A 19,833-nucleotide genomic window follows, 5' to 3' on the forward strand; every position below is an offset into this window, starting at 1 on the left:
GTATTTTTAGGATGAAAAAGGTATTCTGAATATAAGAATAAATGTGAGTGCAAACTCCAACTACAGAATCATAAAGGCAAGTACGCCGAACTAGAACAGTTAACATTATGATAGAAATTACTTTAGGCTCTGCAATTATGTATTTTTTTGCGAGTCATGCTCTCGAAATTAAAGAAAAACCACGCGAAGCAGTTTATTACAGTGAGATTGCAGACTCACGACATCTATCTTATACAAAAAATCACCGTGAACCTGTAGCTATCAAGCCGGCTATCGAAAATCAGTTTAGAGGAATAGTCCGTCAAGCGTATGACTATAGTTGTGGTTCTGCGGCGTTGACGACAGTTCTTAATGGTCACGCTGGTCTAAATTTGACAGAACAACAAACCATGGAGGGATTGTTGCGATTTGGCGAGTATGATCGAATCATTGAGCGTAGAAGCTTTTCATTATTGGATATGAAGCGCTTCGTCACTGCTTTAGGTTATGAAAGTGGGGGTTACCGTGGTGAATTCAAAGACCTGATTAAACAGACACAACCTGCTATTGTTCCAATTCACTATGCAGGTTTTAAGCACTTTGTTGTATACAAAGCATATAAAGATGGAAGGGTTTATGTTGCTGACCCTGCATTAGGAAATATCAGTTTTGATGAAGCACGATTTAAAGAAATTTGGGAAAACAATACCTTATTTTTAGTGAACGTTCCTGAATCTCAACAGACAGATCTATTAGCATTACAAGAAACAGATTTAAGACATGTCGATGATGCAACAATTAACCGTTACGCCTTAGTTGATGCACAATTTTCGTCAGATTATATGAATAAAATCGCAGATAAAGCCTCAACTATGCGTAAAGTATTAGATCTTGATCCCAAATCTCCAACGTATAATCAACCCATTACAACATATATGCGGCTTTACTATAAACGTAAGTAATTTAAATGCAATTAAATTGAATTGAAACAAAATCCAAATAATGAAGAATTGTGGTAGGAAGTAAAATGAATAATCAATGGACGAAAAGAACGCTACTCGCAATCAGTATTCAAATGATTGTCACAGGCGTCTATGCAGCACCCGAAACAGTTGAAGCTCCATCAGAAGAGAATATTTCTCAAGATACTCAAAATAATACTGAAAATAGTTCTGCGACCGAGCTTGAACAAGCACAATCAAGTTATACGGCAGAATCTACTGAAAATGTTGATGCAACACCTTCTCTTAAGCCAGGTGTTGAAGGGCAGGCTGCAAATGCACTCCAACAAAAAGAAGGTGATGCGACGCAAGAGACTAACTTGCAGGAGGTTTTTTCCTCTAATGAGCGACAATATTCACTGATTAAGCGTGGTGAGTTTTCAACGTTCTATGATCTTGATTATTCGTACTATCGGGATTCTCAAATAAATGCTTCGATCGATGAAGGACAGTTGTATCAACTTCGTATTGATGAAGATGCAAATCATACGATTACCAATACCATCACAGCGCAATATGGTTTAAGAGATAACATCACGCTAAACGCTTCAATTCCATTGGTTGCAAAGTCTGATAGTGTCAAAGATACGACCACTGCTGGATTGGGTGATATTAGCTTAGGGGCGCGTTGGGAGCCATTTCCACTGAAAGAAGGTCGTTTGCCACTTATTTTGTTTGGTAATCTATCGACAAAAACAGGTGATAGCCCCTATGAAATTAATCCTTTGACGGATCTCTCAACAGGTAAGGGGTATTATTCAGTTGGTGTTGGTGCAAGTACAAGAAAATATATTGATCCAGTTGTATTGTTTGCGTCAGTATCAACAAATTATGGTTTTAAAGAATCTGGCTTAAATCAAATCCGAGGGGGAGGAAATACTCAAGGTGAAGGTTTAACTGGGCGTAACCGTGTTTTAGATACTTTTGAACCCGGTGTTACGGCTGGATTCTCGTTCGGGTTTGCATATTCATTTAACTATGATGTCTCCTTGACCATGTCTTATCAGCAATCGATGAACATGGGTACCAAATTTACATATGATACAGGTGAATATTACGAGCCTGCGACTCAGACCAGCTCTATGTTTGCGGTGGCACTCGGTGTACGTGTTAGTCCGAAGACGATTGTCAATGGAACGATAGGTATCGGTTTAACTGAAGACTCTCCAGATGTGTCTCTCGGCCTATCGTTCCCATTAGATATACTTGGCTTCGGTAAGAAAAAAGCAAGCTAAAGGAGTTCGGAAATGAGTCAATTCCGTTTGCATCCTTTAGTTACAGCAATTGTTCTGAGTGGATGTAGTACGCAAGTCTTTGCACACCTTGGGCAGAATTTATCTGTAGATGTACGCTCATTATCAATGGGTAATGCTGTCACTGCAGATCCACCCGGGATTAGTGCAATTCACTTTAACCCTGCGGGTTTAACCAAACTCAAAGGGTTACAAACCGACGTTCAAGGCTTAGTTGCTAATTTTGATATTCAGCGTGAATTTTCCGCGCCATCAGGTTATGACGTCTTTGGATATTCTGATGATCCATTAATCTGTAATGATGCGCTTGATAATCCATCAAACCTCTGTACTGATTTTAAGGATTCTGTGAGAGGTGATGTCGAGTACGCATCCTTATATATTCCTGTATTGAAAAAAATGGTGGATTTAGGAGAAGGATGGCCAGTAGCAGCTCCAACTGGAGGGATCTCCTACAATCCACCAGGATCTAAGTTTACTTTCGCTACTGCAGTTTATGCACCTCTGGTTGCAGGTTTCGGTGCAGAAGATGGTAATCCGGGTAACTTCATGGGGCAGCAAGTTGCCATGGAGCGTATTACATATTTATCGCCATCGATTGCTTATCAAGTAAATGATGAACTTTCAATTGGTGCTTCAGTGGGCATGTCTTATCAAGCCATTGCCATGAAAACAGATTTACGTTTTCCAAATGAAATGATTGGTCTTCTTCGGATGGTGGATGAGTCTGTCTGTGCCCCTTTCCGTGGAGGGAATGACAATATTGTCACGAATATTTTGTTATTCGGCTTATGTAATACCAATGAGGGCATGAATCCATTTTCAACTTTCGGGAAAATCAATGTTGAACTGGAGCAGAGTTTATCACCAAGCTACAACTTAGGTGTCTTGTGGGAACCCACTGAAGAGTTTGGTTTGGGGCTGGTTTACCAAAGCGGTGCTAAAATGCGCTTGAAGGGTAAATATATTGTAGAAAATGGAAACGCATCCCGAGAATTAATCAAAGGACTAAACTCCTCACCTACGGGGCAAGTTTTGGCAACCATACTTGGTTTTCCAAACTATGTACCTGCGATTGAAACTGGTCTAATGTCTATGGATTTAGAATATCCAGCACATTTCCAAGCGGGGATTAAGTACAAAGTATTCCCGGACTTACAGGTAAATTTCGATGTGGGATGGACTGACTATGCGGCTTGGGATAAGTTTAAATTTGAGTTCGATCGTCAAATTTCTGCTCTGAAAATTGCAAAACTGTTATCTAATGATGTAACAGACTCATCTTTATCTCTGCCTCTAGGTTTTCAATCTCCATGGAGTTGGGGCGTTGGCGTTGAATATTCTGCCAATGACCGTTTGAAATTCCGTGCTGGTTATGAACCTAGAACAAGTGCGATCCCAGATGGAAAGCGGAATACAATGGTACCGATCAATAATGCACAATTGTTTGGATTGGGTATTGGTTACCGTTTTGATGAAGATACAGATATTGATTTATCAGTCGGGTTCCTGCGTAGCCGCGATAGAATTCCAGCGGGATCAAGTAGCCTAGCCAATCTAGACGCCGTGGATAATTTATTACTTAATCCATATGCAGGCTTAAATGTATCGACAAATACCAAAGTTACGATTTTAGGTATTAATTATAGAACGAGATGGTAATGGACTTAAATCTTGAGCAATTTAAACAAATAAAAACAAGAGTGAGCCAGTCTCTCGGTTGTGTTATATGTACAGGTTCTTTTTTAGTAAGTCCTACATTGTATGCCCAAGACTTTTACACAATTATAGGTCCAGATGGCAGACCGATTGTCATCGAAAGAGCTGCATCTAGTGCTCAAAAAAACGAATCTATTAAAAATCAAAAATCAGTTCAAAGAGAAAATATTCAGCCAAAAATCATTCAAAAAAAACCAGCAGATGAGCCTAAAAAAATACATGTTGAAATTGCTCAGTCGAGTATTAAAGCTCCTACAGCGAGCAAATCAGTTGGGCGCAGTCAAAATGACAATGATGAACAATCAACAGTGAATGTTGAAAAAAAGACTCAAGATCAAATGACGAAAATTGATCTTGCACAGACTAAAGTCAATACAAAACATGAGCAGTCATTAACAAAAAATAAATCTACACACGATCAAAATTCTAAAGAAAGCGTTCAACGTGTTGAGCAGATTTCAGATAGCAAAAACGCAGGTGGTTCACTGAAAGCTGAAACAGGAAGTCCTGTAACTGTAATTGATGGTGTTGAATACATTGATCATGAATATCTTGAGGATCGTGAGTTTAATCTGGAAGGAAGAAAACGGTTTTATGTAGTTCCTGATACGCAGGGTGTAGGTGCAGCTCGTTTTGAAACAATTGAGCGACAAAAAGGGATTACCAAAGCCGTTTTATCTCAGTTCCTACAGCCGACAGAGCCTACAGCGAAAGAAGCAATGGCTTTATCGAGTACGTACATGCGTATTGAAGCAAAAGATCTTGCAGAATCTTTGGAACATACATGTTTTCAAGATAAAAAAATTCAGAAAGCTAAGCGTTTGAAGGGTGCTCAAGGTGAAATTGGTTTATGGCCAGTTGCGCCATTGAAAGAACGTTTTGCTTACGAGGTGGTGGAGTTAGATGAATCAATTGATCAGATTCAAATTCAATCATTTGCTTCATCTCAAAATAACCCAACTTTTTATTGGCCGATTGCAGTATTTTTGGATCAGCAAGGTTGCATTTTAGAGGGAGCGACTGGTTTTAAAAGTACAGATACTCAAGCCAACGTCACGACATACTCTGCACTCGAAGGTATATTAAAAAAACCACCTCAAACACGATATTTATTACTCACCCCTTTAGTCGAATCAATTGATATTCAAAATCAAAAACTCGTGAATACTGGTCAGCTAAAGCTTAAGGCCATCAAATAAAAGAGAACTAGAATGAAAAAGTCTAATATTATCCCATTCACGTTTTCCACGCTTTTTTTAGCACTGACTGGATGTGGTGGAGAGAGTGCTAAAATAAATGAAGATCCTAACCGTGGTTCCGTTACAACCTCTAATGGTTGTTTAACCTCAAATGATGCTAATTGTCTTGGATTTGTCTTGGACTATCCTGTAGAGGGACTAAAGTTCGATTGTAGTACTGACAAACTGAATCACTATCGAACTGAACTCGATCCTAATGTTGCAACTGGTTCATGCCAAGTGGGAGACAAAGTTACATTTTATATTCAGGGTGAAGCCAGTGCTCGAAAAATTGAGTTAGGGACGGTCGATCTAGGTTCAATTGTGCCTAAGAAAATGAGCGATGTTTATATTCAGATTGGTGTACAAGATATGGCTCAAGGGCTAACTGGTAAGCCAATTGAAAATTTTAATATGTCCGATCCTACCTATAACGCAATGGTCGGAATTATACGAATTTTGCAAACATTAGGTGTAGATCAAATCAGTAATGTACCTGGTGATATACAGCAAGTTGTGCTGTCAAAAGACAATTTGGATGGTCTTCAAGTGATCAGCCAAAATATAACGGCCAATGAGTTCAACAATGGCAGTTATGTTCAGATCCTGAAACCATGGTTAGATGTCGATAAGGTATCAATTGATGATGCGGAAAAAGTAGCACAACAGATCATCAGAATGAGAAGTGTGGGTATTTATCAGGCCAATCACTTACTCTTTATTGGACAAAATACTAATTTCGCAGGGTTTCACGGCTCAAGCCTAAACAATAATCAAGCAATTGCTGATATGAGCGTAATTACTACGCGCGAAGGTTATGCGAGTGGTTATCTCTCACAGTGGAGAGGGAAACCAATTGTTACGGGTAGTAATACTTCAGAAGAGTTAGCACGAGTATTATTAATCAATCAAGTACCACCTGAAAAATTAGATGTCGTTTCTAATTCAAAAGATTGGTTGAATAATATCTCACAAAAAATACAAAAACCTTTAGTTTTTAAAAGTATTGAATCTTCAAATGACAAATTAGAAATCTATAAAGGAACTCTGTTTGGTCAATCCATTATTCCTGGTAATCAGTATGCTTATCAAGGATTCTTAGGCAGCAAGGATACACCTACAAGCACTGAGGTATATGGGGAGTGGCGTCAAGATGTCAATTCTGAGCGCTATACAGGTAAGCTTGATATTCTAAAATACAGTCCAGTGAGCTATTTAGATCGTAAAGTGTTCAAAACACGTAAAAATGTTGAAGCTGGGGATCAAATTATTTTCCCATTATACGCAGATTTAGTGTTTAACTTTAATGATAAAACGATTCCATCACAAACAGTGAGTATTGTCATTGATGAAAATGGAGATATACGAACCAATCGTACTGCATCGAGTTTAAAATCTACCACTTGTCCAAGCATTAAGAATACTTCAACCATGACCGATGAATTGGATGTTCAACAATTCATTATTGGTACGACAGGCACAACATATTCAACTGCAAATGATAAATCTCTGACAATACGTATGATTCTAGCGAATCCAATTTTTGGGAACCTAAATGGGGTCAGAGCTGGACTAAATAACAGACCAGACTTTGGAGTCGATTCTAATAGTGAACTTGTGTCATCTGGAGGTGTACGTTTAAATTTACAAAACTTAATCGTAAATAATGACATAAGAGCGGGTATTAATATCACGAGTTGGGATACTAAGGGCTCTACAGCCGCAGCTGAATGGGTGAATACGCATGCGACATACCAACACACGTACAATTCGATTCCAGAGAATAAACCAACGACTGAACAACTTAATCTAGCAAAGCTTAGAACAGGAACAATTGAAATTGCTTTAACACCTTGTTATCAAATAGGTCGAAAAGCTTAACCAAAAAAACTCCATCTTATGAGATGGAGTTTTTTTAACCTGTTTGATCAAGTCGAGTACCTAAGGTCTCTAAGTGTGTAGGAAAATGATTCGATTTTCGGTCTTCAAAATAATGACGAAGCGTTCGTTCAACACTTGGGAAAGCTAAACTATCCCATGGAATCTCGTGTTCTTCAAATAAACGACTTTCGATGGTTTCTTCACCAGCTCCAAATTTACCTTCAACAAGGTGAGATTTAAATAATACGTAAATTTGACCAATACGAGGGATATTGTACATACAGTACAATTGCTCAATTTCCACTTCAGCTTCAGCTTCTTCACGAGTTTCACGAGCTGCACCTTGCTCCATTGTCTCGAAGAGTTCCATATATCCTGCTGGTAGCGTCCAAAGACCATAGCGCGGTTCAATCGCTCTACGACATAAGAGTACTTTATCTTCCCAAATCGCTAAGGCTCCACAAATGACCTTCGGATTCACATAGTGAATGGTCTTACAATGCGTACAGACTTGGCGTACTTTATGATCACCTAAAGGAATCTGTTCGGTCGTCGGTTGCCCACAGGCCGTGCAAAAAGGCATATGCTGTCAAGTAAAAATGAGATGATTCAGCATACCCCAAAAAAATAACTTTCGCATCATTTATAGCCTTATGCACAAAATTTCATATATGATGGGATGAGAATAAAAAAGAGAGATCGAGCTATTCAAGATGATGGATCATTCATTAACATTGCAACTGCAACAACACCTTAGGTTTTCTAAACGCATTCAAAAAGCTGATGCTGCAGTATTACTTGCAATCACCAATGAAGATGATCCTAAAATTCTGCTGACGCGTCGCTCTATTTATATGAATAATCATGCGGGTGAAGTGTCATTCCCAGGAGGAAAAAGAGATCCGAACGACACCAGTAATATTGTTGTTGCACTCCGAGAAGCGTGGGAAGAAACGGCTTTGAATCCGTTCGATGTAAAGTTGCTAGGTGATCTGCCTTCAGAGCGCTCGAAAGCGGGTGTTTTAGTAAAACCTGTGGTTGGATTGATACCGCCTAATGTGAAGCTTGTCCCACAACCTACAGAAATCGATCGTATTTTTTTTGCTTCAATCCGCGAAATGATGGATGCTCGCCCAACACCTTATGAAGTTCGATTGGCTAAGCAATCAATCTATTTTCCAAGTTTAAGAGTTGAGAATGAGGTGATATGGGGTCTTACAGCAAGGATCCTGATTTCGTTGTTTCAGTATGGCTTAAATTATAAAAAAAACTGGCCCTTTTTGCTCAATTCCCCAAGTTTTAAATCTTCAATTTTCAAACAACATTAAACTATTAAATGCATAGGATTGCTGCATATGATGTACAAATTTCAAGACAAAACCCCTTCAACGACGATTCAACCATGGAATGGATGGATTGCAGAAAATGCCACTGTGATTGGCGATGTTGAACTTGGACAAGAGGTGAGTGTTTGGTTTGGTGCGGTAATACGCGGGGATAACTGCAAAATTCGTATTGGTGATTTCAGTAATATTCAAGAAAATGCCGTCTTACACACTGATCCGGGCATTGAATTGAATGTTGGGCAATATGTCACCATTGGTCATCAAGCAATGTTACATGGTTGTACGATTGGAGATAATAGTTTGATTGGTATCAACGCCGTCATATTAAATAATGCTGTAATCGGTAAAAATTGCATTATTGGCGCGAATGCGTTGATTCCAGAAGGTAAAATCATCCCAGATAATTCATTGGTGATGGGCTCTCCTGGCAAAGTAATTAAAACATTAGATGAGTTTGCAGAAGCTAAACTCAAAATGAGTGCGATGCATTATGCGCATCATTTCAAAAATTTCACTCAGCTTGAAAAATTTGAATTTTAAATATAAGTGTTGAGATTGATACCAGCGTTCAATAATCACTAAATCTGAACAGATCTGCTCTCGCAGGAATAATTCGAGTGGAGTATGATTAGCACCATTTTTAACGATTTATAGGGGCATGCATGAAATTGCTTGCATTAGAAACTGCCAATGAGCAGTGCTCAGTTTCGTTAATTGATGAGAATCAAGTACTTTTTTATCAACTAGATGATCGTGCAAAAGCGCAGACCCAATCTATCCTCCCAATGATTGAAGCAGCTTTTCAGCAAGCTGAAGTACACGTTTCAGATTTGGATGCGATCGCTTTTAGTCGTGGTCCTGGCTCATTCAGCGGTGTGCGTATTAATGCAGCGGTCACTCAGGCGCTTGCATGGTCACATGACGTGCCTGTGATTCCTGTTTCATCCCTTCAAGCTCTGGCACAGGCTGCTTATCGAATGTATCAACTGACAGAAGTTACGGCTGTACTTGATGCAAGAATGAGTGAGGTCTACATTGCAAGTTTTCAGTTAAATGCTCAAGGTTTAATGCAGTTGGTGGATGTAGAGCAATTATTAAATTATGAAAATGCTGCAGCCTATCAAAAGTTTCAAATGATTGGTTCAGGAACAAAATGTATTCATCCCGAATTAAATGATTATTCACATGTCCAAGCAACTGCTGAGGATATAGCGACGATTGCACGTGAACATGCTTTAAAAGAACAATGGCTCAGTGCCGATCTCGCACTACCCGTTTATTTACGTGACAATGCGTGGAAAAAAATTCCAGAACAAGGCAAAGCATAATTAGGAATTTCTATGGATCTTTTACTGCTGCTTAAAGCGGCAATTATGGGTATCGTTGAAGGTATTACTGAGTTTTTACCCATTTCTAGTACAGGCCATTTAATTTTAGCCGCTGAACTCATGAATTTCTGGACCAAGGAAAAAAGTGATGTCTTTGTGATTGCCATTCAAATGGGGGCAATCGCAGCGGTTATTTATGAATATTGGTCGCGCTTATGGGGTGCTGCAACGGGTATGGTCACTGGCGAAGCACAAGGTAGAAGACTCGGATTTGGTTTAATCTTGGCTTCAATCCCAATTGTTACAATAGGTTTGACCTTTGGGCAAACAGTAAAAGAGCTATTATTTAATAACTACGCGATTGCAATTGGCCTGATTGTGGGTGGTTTAATTATCATTTGGGTAGAAAAAAATCCCCCAAGAATACGTGTCAAAGAAGTTGAAGAGCTCAGTTATAAAGATGCAATTTGGATTGGTTTAATTCAAGTGCTCTCTTTGATCCCAGGTACGTCACGTTCTGGTGCTACGATCATCGGGGCAATGTTTTTAGGCGTTTCCCGCAAAGCAGCGACCGAATTTTCATTCTTTCTTGGAATTCCAGTCATTATTGGTGCTGGATTATTAGATTTATATCAAAGCTATGATGTGTTCCAGACTACTGAAGATTGGGCAGTGTTGACAACTGGGTTGATTGTTTCATTTGTCTCAGCTTTATTACTCATTCGAGCTTTGGTTGCCTATGTCGCAAAACGTGATTTTATGATTTTTGCTTGGTATCGAATTGCTTCAGGTTTAGTGATCCTTCTCTTTGCATTTACAGGTTGGAAATTATGGTAAGCGAAATACGCTTATTTGCTGAACGAGATTTTCTTGAGAAAGCACAGCATTTTAATGCTGTGCTTTCTTCTCGTGGGGTGCAGTCAACAATCGAAGAGGTTGAAAAATTGAATGCTCGATTTTTCAGACATCATCCTGAACTTGCGCTTTGTGTTGATCAAGATGGGTTGTGGCTGTGCGCACAGGGCATGCGTATGCAACCTGATTGGAAAGCCGAAGTCGGTCGCTTAAAACGTGCTAGCTTGAAATCTGAAATGATTGCGAGGGCATGCCAGTTATCTGAAAAACCCCAGCTCATTGATGCCACCGCAGGGCTTGGGCATGACAGTTTACTGATGGCACATTTAGGGGCAAATGTCACATTAGTTGAACGACATCCAATTTTATATACTTTGTTAGAATCTACTCATCAACAAGCGAGTCTTGACCCATTTTTAAAGAGTATTGTTGCGCGTATTCAGCTGGTTTTTTCAGATTCCGCTGATTATCTTAAGCAATGTGCAAACCAACACGTCGATGCCGATGTAGTATATTTAGATCCAATGTTTCCACAGCGCGATCAAAATCAAAATGCCATTAAAAAACAAGCGCAAGTTAAAAAACAAATGCAGCTGTTACATCTTCTGTTACCAGAAGATGGAGAGATGGATTTAGGTGATGAATTGTTGGCATTGGCTCAAAGCGTTGCTAAGCGAGTTATTGTAAAGCGACCAAGGCATGCTATTTATCTCAATGCACAAAAACCTGATCATCAATGGTTAGGTGATGCATGTCGATTTGATGCCTATTTTCAAACGATTGTTTCTGAGTAGTTTGGTAAATGACTCAAAAATAATCGAAAAATTGTTATATAGTTAAAAGTAGCATTGATAATTATTTAACCGAGCATAAACTTAAAAAAAGCTGATCCAAGCACCTACACAGTAATCTTATGATAGACCTTAAACCTTCAATTAACTTTTGGCATGATTTAAAAAGTAACCAGCTTGCAGGGATTTGGTTATTTTTAGGTTCAAGGAAATCACTTCAGATTGTAAGGCCATCAATTCTTCAACTTATTTTTTGGGGAATTCTTGGAGGTTCAGCGAGCTCTTTATTTAGCTGGTTGTTATCGAATGGTGCTGGAGAATTTAATTCTCAAGGATTAGTAAGTTATGCGCTCTGGCCATTTATTGCTTTAATTGTTGGGATTTTCCTTTCACAGCGTACTAATAATCCACGTTTGATGTTGGTGCCAGCATTACTTTGGTTAGTACTAGACACACATATTGTTTTGATTCAGTGTCTTATCCAATATTATTTTAATAACTTTGACTATCAACCTAATTTCCTTGTTGATCATTTGCAGCACATATTTTCTTTATTGTTTGTTTGGCAAAGTTTAGCTGTTGTTTGGGTTTTTTCGCGTGAATTAAAATGGCCTTGGTGGGAGCGACTGCTCATCATGATCGCCACGTTTTTTACACTTTTTGTGTGGCAGATTTCGTCACAAAGTCAACCAATTTGGAAGGTAGATGAGGCGCCTCCAAGTATTTCAGAACAATCATTTTACGCGCAAAGCAGATTATTAAATCAGGCGCTTGAACAGATCCAATTTGGAGAGTTTGCGAACTCGCATTGGTATTTTATGGGCGTAGCTGGTGCAAGTTATCAAGATGTATTCAAATTGGAAATTCAAAGATTTAAAGATCAATTTGATACGCGTTTCGGAACCTTTGGTCGTTCAATTGCGTTAATTAATAATCCTGCGACTCGCGAAGAATATCCAATTGCGTCAAAGACCAGTATTGATTTGGCATTGCAACGTATTGGCGCTCAGATGAATCGTGAAAGTGATGTCCTGTTTCTTTATATGACTTCCCATGGATTGAGTAACCAATTTCAAATGGAAAATACGCCAATTGATTTGGAAGACATAGATCCAAAATGGTTGCGCCAAACGCTTGATAAATCAGGGATCAGATGGAGAGTCATTGTGATTTCATCATGTTTCTCTGGTAGTTTTATTCCAGCGTTGCAATCACCAGATACATTAGTCATTACTGCAGCTGCAGCAGATCGAGAGTCTTTTGGTTGTTCAAATGATGCAGACTCGACTTATTTTGGACGTGCTTTCTTTGATTTAGCGATGCGTGAAAAAAATAGTTTACGTGAAGCCTTTGAAGATGCATCAGTTAATATTGCACATTGGGAAAATGCACAAGGGTTTATGCCATCAGAGCCACAATGGGTCATTGGTAAGAATATGGAAATTATGTTGCCGCAACTTGAAAAGAGATTATTTCCTCAGGTTGGATTATCAACCGTAAGTAGTGAACACCAGAGTGATAGTGCTCAGTTTACGAATATGCGATGATGTTTTAAAAATTAAATGTGTGAGGCAGTGCAATGGAATTGGTTCAAAAGAATAAATGTTTTGATGGTGAACAAAGAGTTTATCAGATCAATTCAAAGTTTTTGAAAAATCCCACTAAATTTTCTGTATTTTTACCTTCACAGGCACTCGAAGGTCAAAAATGTATTGCGTTGTACTATCTTGCAGGTTTGACTTGTACTGAAGAAACTTTTGTCATCAAAGCACACGCACAACGTTTAGCTGCACAATTGGGAATTATCTTGATTGCTCCAGATACATCACCTCGTGGTGACGACGTGGCGGTCGGGGATTCTTGGGATATAGGGCAAGGGGCTGGATTCTATTTAAACGCAACTCAAGCACCTTGGGCTGAGCATTATCAGATGGAGTCGTATCTTTTACAGGAGCTGTATTCTCTAGTTCTTACATCGTTTCCTGTACAGGATGAGGGGATTGGTATTTTTGGTCACAGCATGGGAGGACACGGTGCACTCACGCTTGCTTGGAAGTATCCAGACTTATTTAAGTCAGTCTCAGCATTTGCACCGATTTGTGCGCCCTCAATTTGTCCATGGGGTGAAAAGGCATTTTCAGCTTACCTCGGAGAAGAACGTGAGTTATGGAAAGCACATGATGCGAATGAACTCGTGAAAGCAAAGGGTGCTCTATATCACGAAGTTTTAATTGATCAGGGGGTTGCAGATCAGTTTTATGCTCAACTTCATCCAGCACTATTTGCTGAATCATGTAAAACCGTAGGTCAAAAGCTCACATTGCGGGAGCATGAGGGTTATGATCATGGATACTTCTTTATCCAAAGTTTTATTGATGATCATCTGCAATTCCATGCTTTACAATTGCAAAATTAATCTCATTTGAATTTTAAGATATTCATACTTAAGTTCGTTATAATGTGTGCGATATCACATTTAAACCTGTTGAATGATGACATCTCTCGGGATGTCATTTTTTATAATCAGAGAAAATAATAATGAATTCATCAGAACACTCCGCTGAACAAGCACCCTTACCATTCATCAACGATCCATTTCCATTATCTGATGCAGATGAAAATCGACCGATTTATATGGGGAAAGTATTTAAATTTAAATTTCATGGCAATGCGATGGAGTACTTTGGCATATGGATCGTCAATATTTTATTGACGATTGCGACATTGAGCCTATATGCGCCATGGGCGAAAGTACGTCGTTTAAGATATTTTTATAACAATACCGAATTTTTTCATCGCTTTTTTGATTTTACTGGTTTACCGACTAAAATTTTGATTGGTCGACTGATAGCCATTGGTATTTGGGCAATATTTGCGATTGCCTCATATATGGATATGACGATAGCAGCATTTGGTGGACTGATTATTTATATTGCTCTTCCATGGTTAGTTCGTGCCACAATTCGATTTAATGCGCGCAACAGTAAATTTGGGAACAGTCGTTTTTATTTTTCCGGCACGAATAAAGAAGCCTATAAACAATTTTTACTTGCGCTTGCTATCACCATTTTCACATTAGGTATATTTAGCCCTGTCGCAATTTGGATCTATAAAAAATACACGCTTAATCATTTATATGTTGGACAACTCAAATTTCAATTAAACAATGACTGGCCCAGTTATATGCGGGCAGTATATGTTCCCATGATTCTCTTTGTATTGATTCTTATGCTCATCGGATTTGGCGGTTCGACATTATCAGTACTCAGTGGTCATGGAATGGATATGATGCTGATGATGATCTTTGCCGTTTATGCGATTGGAATGTTGTTTATTGGTCCGTTAATACAGGCACGAATTTTTATTACTACGTGGAATAGCACAACACTCAACAGCAGTCAGTTTAAGACCCGTTGTAATCAATGGCGCTATGCATGGATTGTTGCGAGTAATTGGATCGCTAGAATCTTAAGTTTAGGATTATTGTCAGCATGGGCTGCTATTCGCATTTATCGATACCAAGTTGAATCGATGAGCTTAGAATTAAATGATGATCCAAACCTGATGATGAATATTGCGCAAAGTGATCATAGTGCGATCGCGGAAGAAATTAGTGATATTTTTGATATTGATATTTCACTTTAGGAGTTAATTCAATGAATCAACCTCTCACAGTGACATATTATGATGGTGTTCTTTCTAAGCCTTTTACAGCACAGATTCGCCCTGTTAATCAAGACAGTATCGCTGTCAGTTATACAGAACAAGGCGAAGTGAAAACAGTCTACTATCATGCAGATGAAATGGTATTGCTTGGTAAAATTGGTCGACGTAATCCAGCAATTGAGTTAACACATGACGCTAGAATTGAATTTCATGAGCGTCAGCTTCCTGAATGGTTGCCTGTTGAGCATAAAAATTTTCATCAAAAAGTATGGAAACTTGAACGTACACCATCGTTGATTATTTTTAGTGTTATTTTCGTGGTCGCACTTGGTTTCTCCGTCATTAAATGGGGAATACCGACAGCATCGCACATTGTTGCTTTCCAGCTGCCAGAAAATACGCTGAATCGTTTGGGTGGTCAGGCAGAAGTTTATTTAGCCGAATACACTAAACCTTCTCAGTTATCACAGCAAAGACAGGATCGGATTCTCGCGGATTATCTGAAATATGTTGCTGATGGTCATCCCGCTCAGTTGAAATTTAGGGAAGGTGCCTCGCTTGGAGCCAATGCGCTCGCATTGCCAAACAATACAATTTATCTCACCGATGAATTAGTGAAGCTCGCCAAGAATGATCAGGAAATTATCGGCGTTTTGGCACATGAACAAGCACATTTATTAAAACGTCATAGCTTACAACAAGGTCTTTCGAGCCTAGGATTCAGCGTACTTTATATTGCCATCACTGGTGATGGATCGGATTTAATTGCGACTTTGCCAGTTGCCATGATTGGTGCAGGGTATTCACGGAAGTTTGAGTTAGAATCAGATCAGTATGCGCTAGAACTCATGCATAAACATGAAATGGATACAGTGCATTTTGCAAACTTTTTAAAACGTATGAGTGATGATATGGGAGAAGACGAAGATCAATCAAAAATTCTTGATCTCTTTGCAAGTCATCCTGCCACTGAAGAACGAATTCGCCGTGTTACTGAATTTAAACAGCAACAATAATGAAAAGCCGACTTTATGTCGGTTTTTCTTTAACTTTCTCTAGACCATATAACTTGATAGTCAGCTTGAACCATGCGATTGATATGATCAAGCACGACATTTTCTAGTCGTATTAATTCTTCTAAAGATATTTCTTCTTTATTCACAATACTGACATGAAGTTGATCAGGTTGTATTGATAATTCAACTGTCACTTTTGGCATAAAAATTTGATATTGGTCATCGCTATTGGCGACATCAAATTTATGTTTCCAATGATTGCTTAATCGTTTAGCGATACGTAATGCTTCGGAGCTTTCTATCGTTGTGGTTGTTTTCATTATTTACCCTAATGCTTGAAATTTATTGTATCTTAACATTCATCTCACCATAAGGTTGTTCCGAATATGCAACATAGCTTTGCATAAGCCATATTCCGTCCTTGAAGATTTTTATCAACGATTTGCATTTTGAGTTGAAATTTAAATAGCAGTAATTTCGAAGGAATGAATAAACGAAGTTTTGCTATAATCATCTTTTGAATTCTAATTTCCCGCCAGGTCCTGACATGTCCAAGCCATTCTTAATTGCTCCATCGATTTTATCTGCTGATTTCGCTCGCTTAGGTGAAGAAGTCGAAAACGTACTTGAAGCAGGTGCAGATGTGGTCCATTTCGATGTAATGGACAATCATTATGTACCAAATTTAACTTTTGGTGCTGGTGTATGTAAGGCACTTAAAAAATATGGTATTCAGGCCCCAATTGACGTTCATCTTATGGTGAAACCAGTCGATCGTATGATCGGAGATTTCTTAGAAGCGGGTGCAGATATCATCACTTTTCATCCAGAAGCATCAGACCATATCGACCGTTCATTGCAGCTGATTAAAGCTGGTGGTGCTAAAGCAGGTTTAGTTTTTAACCCTGCAACGCCTTTACATTACCTTGATTATGTACTGGATAAAGTGGATCAAGTCTTATTAATGAGCGTCAACCCTGGCTTCGGTGGACAAAAATTTATCCCAAAGACACTAGATAAGCTTCGTGAAGCACGCAAAATTATTGATGCATCTGGTAAAGATATTCGCTTAGAAGTTGATGGTGGTGTTGGTCCAGCAAATATTCGTGAAATCGCTGAAGCTGGTGCTGATATGTTTGTGGCTGGTTCTGCCATTTTCGGAAAGCCAGATTATAAAGCTGTAATTGATGAAATGCGTGCAGAGTTGGCGAAAGTAGGTTCAATTAACGTTTGATCCGAAACATGTATAACACTACACACATCTGTGGATAAGTTTATGGATAACTTGGTGGATATCTGTGTTGATAACAGTCTGGATAATTTGAATAGATTATAATCATATTTAGTTCAATGGTTTGTTTATTAGACAATAAATGTATAAAAAGGACTCATTTGAGTCCTTTTTTACAAAAAATGGATCTTCTTATCCTTTCTGTTGAATTGTTTGGGGGAGAAATTTTCGTTGCTCATTATTTGGCTTATCTTCGTGAATAAGTCTTAAAAGAGCGAGATAAAAAATCAATTTAAACATCCCAGACCAGTGATTCTATAGTGCAGTAAAGTGTTTTAATTTAGTGCGGATTTAGTCTTCTATCTGCCAATAGCGATCGTCTTTGTAATGCAATAGCCTAAAAATGCAGAAATAATCTAGAAAAGCTAGTCCGATAATGACCTATTTTTTGTAGGTGTATTTTGGGTCAAAAATTGTAAAATTGCGCCTATTTTGTGCGTGTGTTGATATAATTCAACCATCATTTGGAGGAACGACCTCCCTCATTTCTCTGAGAAAAATCGTCAGGACGGCCTGACTCTTAAATTATTTTAATTGGGAGCAGGCATCATGGCTTGGTTTATTCTTATTCTCGCGGGTTTATTTGAGATCGTTTGGGCATATAGTATGAAAATGTCTGAAGGATTTACTAAATTCACACCGACTGCAATTACTCTATTTTTTATGGTTCTCAGTTTTGGGTTGTTGGCACATGCCATGAAAACATTACCTCTGGGAACTGCCTATACGATTTGGACGGGGATTGGTGCAGTAGGGTCTTTTTTAGTCGGCATTTTTATTCTGGGTGAGCCTGCGACAGCAATGCGGATGATTGCGGCTATTCTGATTATTTCAGGTTTAGTCATGATGAAATTAGCTTCAGCGTAAGATTTAAGGCAGCGTATCCATACGCTGCTTTTTAAATTGAGAGAGGGTTTATTTTGGCTTGGTTAGTCTTGATTGTTGCAGGGTTGTTGGAAGTGGTCTGGGCCTATTTTATGAAAGTTTCAGATGGCTTTACCAAATTGACACCCAGTATTTTGACGATCGTTTTCATGATCGCAAGTTTTGCTTTACTTTCCCATGCGATGAAAACTTTACCACTCGGGACAGCTTATACCGTATGGACAGGCATAGGCGCTGTAGGTTCTTTTATGGTTGGGATTTTTATTCTTGGAGAACCTGCAAATGCAATGAGAATGATCGCCGCAGTATTGATTATTTCGGGTTTGGTCTTAATGAAGTTATCATCAACATAGTTAGATGATTTAATTTACAAGCGATTAAAAAAATGACTCAGCTTTATTTAAAAAAAATAATGACACCTGTCGGTGAACTTCAATTGGTTGCTCATGATCAAGCATTGATTGTTGTCGCTTGGGAAAATGCACTTCCTCAGTTTATTCAAAATCAAATAATCATTCAGCGGGATGATCACGAGATTTTATGCATTGCCGAAACACAGCTTCGCGAATATTTTTTAAAACAACGTCAGGTATTTGATTTGCCCATAGAACTTTATGGGACAGAATTCCAACGCTCGGTATGGAATGCGCTGTTAAAAATTCCTTTTGGAGAGTCTAGAACGTATAAGCAAATTGCTGAGGATGTTGGGAATGTAAAAGCGGTTCGAGCGGTCGGGTTGGCCAATGGGAAAAATCCTATCGCGATCATTGTACCTTGTCATCGTGTAATAGGTGTCAATGGCAAGCTGGTCGGATTTTCAGGAGGTGTGGAAAATAAGCTTAAGCTGCTGCAGCTTGAAGATGATAAGTGGTGATGTTATAACAGCATAAACATATGAAATATAAAAATTATGTCTAATGAAAATCCTATAATTACAATTGTTGTTAATCTCATATCGCAGTTATGGTGGTTGATCTTAATTCTAGCAATCATCCCTGTATTCAAAATGTTTGTACCTTATATCAAAGGAAAATTGGGTGAATACATTGTCCAATATCATGCAAAAAAATTTTTGAATGAGGACTATATTTTACTGAATGATCTAACATTTTTGGATCAGGACAATCAGACCACACAGATTGACCATATTTTATTGAGTCCTTATGGAATATTTGTGATTGAGACCAAAAACTATAAAGGTTGGATTTTTGGCTCATCACATCAAAAAATGTGGACTCAAAAAATTTATAAATCTAGCCATAAATTTCAAAATCCATTGCACCAAAACTACAAGCATATAAAGGTTTTAGAGGGATTGTTAAAAGATTTAATCGATTCAAATCTGTCGATACATGGGTTAATAGTTTTCGTGCCTAATTGTGAGTTTAAAACACCAATTCCTGTACATGTTCATTGGGGTAAAAGTTGGATTGAAGAAGTTAAAAGCTACCAAATGAAAGTGATTGATGATCGTAGACTACAGAGAATTAAATATCGTATTGAAAAAGCAGCGCTTCAAAAATCGTGGAAAACCAATAGAGAACATATCCGATCAGTCAAAGAAAGACTAAAAGATTAATAAAA

Annotated in this window: 21 protein-coding genes; 19 read left to right on the top strand and 2 right to left on the bottom strand. The window is 38.5% G+C overall.

Annotated elements, in window-relative coordinates; genetic code table 11:
* The first annotated feature begins 107 nt into the window (after positions 1 to 107).
* The 5 genes from filB (at position 108) to filF (ending at position 7,071) form a co-directional block, all read left to right on the top strand.
* The gene (filB, locus tag AC1M9K_RS13725; RefSeq protein ID WP_035268934.1) at positions 108 to 941 is read left to right on the top strand and encodes a putative pilus system C39 family peptidase FilB; all 834 of its coding nucleotides are present in this window, start codon (positions 108 to 110) and stop codon (positions 939 to 941) included.
* 65 nt (positions 942 to 1,006) lie between these two features.
* Positions 1,007 to 2,215 carry a putative pilus system protein FilC gene (gene filC / locus AC1M9K_RS13730; RefSeq protein WP_092768595.1) on the top strand — a complete coding sequence of 403 codons (1,209 nt, stop codon included), beginning with the start codon at positions 1,007 to 1,009 and terminating at the stop codon, positions 2,213 to 2,215.
* A gap of 12 nt (positions 2,216 to 2,227) precedes the next feature.
* The gene (gene filD, locus AC1M9K_RS13735) at positions 2,228 to 3,895 is read left to right on the top strand and encodes a putative pilus system OmpP1/FadL family transporter FilD (protein WP_180028732.1); all 1,668 of its coding nucleotides are present in this window, start codon (positions 2,228 to 2,230) and stop codon (positions 3,893 to 3,895) included.
* A complete protein-coding gene (gene filE, locus AC1M9K_RS13740) occupies positions 3,895 to 5,151 on the top strand; it encodes a putative pilus assembly protein FilE (RefSeq protein WP_481589569.1) in 1,257 nt (418 codons plus the stop codon). Before filD ends, filE begins: the two co-directional genes overlap by 1 nt.
* 12 nt (positions 5,152 to 5,163) lie before the next feature.
* A complete protein-coding gene (gene filF / locus AC1M9K_RS13745; RefSeq protein ID WP_481589570.1) occupies positions 5,164 to 7,071 on the top strand; it encodes a putative pilus system protein FilF in 1,908 nt (635 codons plus the stop codon).
* 34 nt (positions 7,072 to 7,105) lie between these two features.
* Here the strand turns inward: filF and AC1M9K_RS13750 are convergent, their stop codons facing one another.
* On the bottom strand, positions 7,106 to 7,654 hold the full coding sequence (locus AC1M9K_RS13750) for an NUDIX hydrolase (RefSeq protein WP_035268253.1): 549 nt from the start codon (positions 7,652 to 7,654) through the stop codon (positions 7,106 to 7,108).
* A gap of 130 nt (positions 7,655 to 7,784) precedes the next feature.
* Between AC1M9K_RS13750 and AC1M9K_RS13755 the strand changes: the two genes are divergently transcribed.
* From AC1M9K_RS13755 to AC1M9K_RS13795, 9 genes are all read left to right on the top strand, one after another.
* A complete protein-coding gene (locus AC1M9K_RS13755) occupies positions 7,785 to 8,399 on the top strand; it encodes a CoA pyrophosphatase (RefSeq protein WP_035268255.1) in 615 nt (204 codons plus the stop codon).
* A gap of 27 nt (positions 8,400 to 8,426) precedes the next feature.
* Positions 8,427 to 8,957 carry a gamma carbonic anhydrase family protein gene (locus AC1M9K_RS13760; protein WP_035268256.1) on the top strand — a complete coding sequence of 177 codons (531 nt, stop codon included), beginning with the start codon at positions 8,427 to 8,429 and terminating at the stop codon, positions 8,955 to 8,957.
* A 122-nt stretch (positions 8,958 to 9,079) separates the two neighbouring features.
* A complete protein-coding gene (gene tsaB, locus AC1M9K_RS13765; protein WP_481589571.1) occupies positions 9,080 to 9,745 on the top strand; it encodes a tRNA (adenosine(37)-N6)-threonylcarbamoyltransferase complex dimerization subunit type 1 TsaB in 666 nt (221 codons plus the stop codon).
* A 12-nt stretch (positions 9,746 to 9,757) separates the two neighbouring features.
* Positions 9,758 to 10,582, top strand: coding sequence for an undecaprenyl-diphosphate phosphatase (locus AC1M9K_RS13770; protein ID WP_481589572.1), 825 nt, complete (start codon positions 9,758 to 9,760; stop codon positions 10,580 to 10,582).
* Entirely contained in the window at positions 10,576 to 11,394 is an 819-nt protein-coding gene (locus AC1M9K_RS13775) for a class I SAM-dependent methyltransferase (RefSeq protein ID WP_092768607.1), read from the top strand. Before AC1M9K_RS13770 ends, AC1M9K_RS13775 begins: the two co-directional genes overlap by 7 nt.
* 119 nt (positions 11,395 to 11,513) lie before the next feature.
* Positions 11,514 to 12,938 (top strand): C13 family peptidase, encoded by a 1,425-nt coding sequence (locus tag AC1M9K_RS13780; RefSeq protein ID WP_180028728.1) that lies wholly within the window; start codon positions 11,514 to 11,516, stop codon positions 12,936 to 12,938.
* A gap of 32 nt (positions 12,939 to 12,970) precedes the next feature.
* A complete protein-coding gene (gene fghA, locus AC1M9K_RS13785; protein ID WP_481589573.1) occupies positions 12,971 to 13,807 on the top strand; it encodes an S-formylglutathione hydrolase in 837 nt (278 codons plus the stop codon).
* 218 nt (positions 13,808 to 14,025) lie between these two features.
* Positions 14,026 to 15,036 carry a YjgN family protein gene (locus AC1M9K_RS13790; RefSeq protein WP_481589580.1) on the top strand — a complete coding sequence of 337 codons (1,011 nt, stop codon included), beginning with the start codon at positions 14,026 to 14,028 and terminating at the stop codon, positions 15,034 to 15,036.
* Positions 15,037 to 15,047: 11 nt separating this feature from the next.
* Entirely contained in the window at positions 15,048 to 16,073 is a 1,026-nt protein-coding gene (locus tag AC1M9K_RS13795) for a M48 family metallopeptidase (RefSeq protein WP_481589574.1), read from the top strand.
* A gap of 29 nt (positions 16,074 to 16,102) precedes the next feature.
* Here the strand turns inward: AC1M9K_RS13795 and AC1M9K_RS13800 are convergent, their stop codons facing one another.
* Positions 16,103 to 16,393, bottom strand: coding sequence for a DUF2218 domain-containing protein (locus tag AC1M9K_RS13800; RefSeq protein ID WP_481589575.1), 291 nt, complete (start codon positions 16,391 to 16,393; stop codon positions 16,103 to 16,105).
* Between the two features lie 227 nt (positions 16,394 to 16,620).
* Between AC1M9K_RS13800 and rpe the strand changes: the two genes are divergently transcribed.
* The 5 genes from rpe to AC1M9K_RS13825 all read left to right on the top strand — a co-directional run bounded on the left by rpe (position 16,621) and on the right by AC1M9K_RS13825 (position 19,828).
* Entirely contained in the window at positions 16,621 to 17,307 is a 687-nt protein-coding gene (gene rpe, locus AC1M9K_RS13805) for a ribulose-phosphate 3-epimerase (RefSeq protein WP_035268285.1), read from the top strand.
* Positions 17,308 to 17,913: 606 nt separating this feature from the next.
* Entirely contained in the window at positions 17,914 to 18,231 is a 318-nt protein-coding gene (locus tag AC1M9K_RS13810; protein ID WP_092768625.1) for a DMT family transporter, read from the top strand.
* Between the two features lie 53 nt (positions 18,232 to 18,284).
* The gene (gene sugE, locus AC1M9K_RS13815) at positions 18,285 to 18,602 is read left to right on the top strand and encodes a quaternary ammonium compound efflux SMR transporter SugE (RefSeq protein WP_035268289.1); all 318 of its coding nucleotides are present in this window, start codon (positions 18,285 to 18,287) and stop codon (positions 18,600 to 18,602) included.
* Between the two features lie 32 nt (positions 18,603 to 18,634).
* Positions 18,635 to 19,123: a methylated-DNA--[protein]-cysteine S-methyltransferase gene (locus AC1M9K_RS13820; RefSeq protein ID WP_035268291.1), complete on the top strand. Its 489-nt coding sequence runs from the start codon at positions 18,635 to 18,637 to the stop codon at positions 19,121 to 19,123.
* Positions 19,124 to 19,159: 36 nt separating this feature from the next.
* Complete coding sequence (locus AC1M9K_RS13825; protein WP_051586594.1) at positions 19,160 to 19,828, top strand: nuclease-related domain-containing protein; 669 nt, start codon at positions 19,160 to 19,162, stop codon at positions 19,826 to 19,828.
* Positions 19,829 to 19,833 lie beyond the last annotated feature (5 nt).

It is taken from the genome of Acinetobacter sp. 24-47-67 (assembly GCF_056779735.1).

Bases quoted from the DNA above. Each gene is read 5' to 3' on its own strand.
- rpe (WP_035268285.1), top strand. From the start codon at position 16,621: ATGTCCAAGCCATTCTTAATTGCTCCATCGATTTTATCTGCTGATTTC.
- filE (WP_481589569.1), top strand. From the start codon at position 3,895: ATGGACTTAAATCTTGAGCAATTTAAACAAATAAAAACAAGAGTGAGC.
- AC1M9K_RS13825 (WP_051586594.1), top strand. From the start codon at position 19,160: ATGTCTAATGAAAATCCTATAATTACAATTGTTGTTAATCTCATATCG.
- AC1M9K_RS13755 (WP_035268255.1), top strand. From the start codon at position 7,785: ATGATGGATCATTCATTAACATTGCAACTGCAACAACACCTTAGGTTT.
- filC (WP_092768595.1), top strand. From the start codon at position 1,007: ATGAATAATCAATGGACGAAAAGAACGCTACTCGCAATCAGTATTCAA.
- AC1M9K_RS13770 (WP_481589572.1), top strand. From the start codon at position 9,758: ATGGATCTTTTACTGCTGCTTAAAGCGGCAATTATGGGTATCGTTGAA.
- AC1M9K_RS13810 (WP_092768625.1), top strand. From the start codon at position 17,914: ATGGCTTGGTTTATTCTTATTCTCGCGGGTTTATTTGAGATCGTTTGG.
- filD (WP_180028732.1), top strand. From the start codon at position 2,228: ATGAGTCAATTCCGTTTGCATCCTTTAGTTACAGCAATTGTTCTGAGT.
- AC1M9K_RS13790 (WP_481589580.1), top strand. From the start codon at position 14,026: ATGGGGAAAGTATTTAAATTTAAATTTCATGGCAATGCGATGGAGTAC.
- AC1M9K_RS13780 (WP_180028728.1), top strand. From the start codon at position 11,514: ATGATAGACCTTAAACCTTCAATTAACTTTTGGCATGATTTAAAAAGT.
- filF (WP_481589570.1), top strand. From the start codon at position 5,164: ATGAAAAAGTCTAATATTATCCCATTCACGTTTTCCACGCTTTTTTTA.
- AC1M9K_RS13750 (WP_035268253.1), bottom strand. From the start codon at position 7,654: ATGCCTTTTTGCACGGCCTGTGGGCAACCGACGACCGAACAGATTCCT.
- AC1M9K_RS13800 (WP_481589575.1), bottom strand. From the start codon at position 16,393: ATGAAAACAACCACAACGATAGAAAGCTCCGAAGCATTACGTATCGCT.
- filB (WP_035268934.1), top strand. From the start codon at position 108: ATGATAGAAATTACTTTAGGCTCTGCAATTATGTATTTTTTTGCGAGT.
- tsaB (WP_481589571.1), top strand. From the start codon at position 9,080: ATGAAATTGCTTGCATTAGAAACTGCCAATGAGCAGTGCTCAGTTTCG.
- AC1M9K_RS13775 (WP_092768607.1), top strand. From the start codon at position 10,576: ATGGTAAGCGAAATACGCTTATTTGCTGAACGAGATTTTCTTGAGAAA.
- AC1M9K_RS13795 (WP_481589574.1), top strand. From the start codon at position 15,048: ATGAATCAACCTCTCACAGTGACATATTATGATGGTGTTCTTTCTAAG.
- AC1M9K_RS13820 (WP_035268291.1), top strand. From the start codon at position 18,635: ATGACTCAGCTTTATTTAAAAAAAATAATGACACCTGTCGGTGAACTT.
- AC1M9K_RS13760 (WP_035268256.1), top strand. From the start codon at position 8,427: ATGATGTACAAATTTCAAGACAAAACCCCTTCAACGACGATTCAACCA.
- fghA (WP_481589573.1), top strand. From the start codon at position 12,971: ATGGAATTGGTTCAAAAGAATAAATGTTTTGATGGTGAACAAAGAGTT.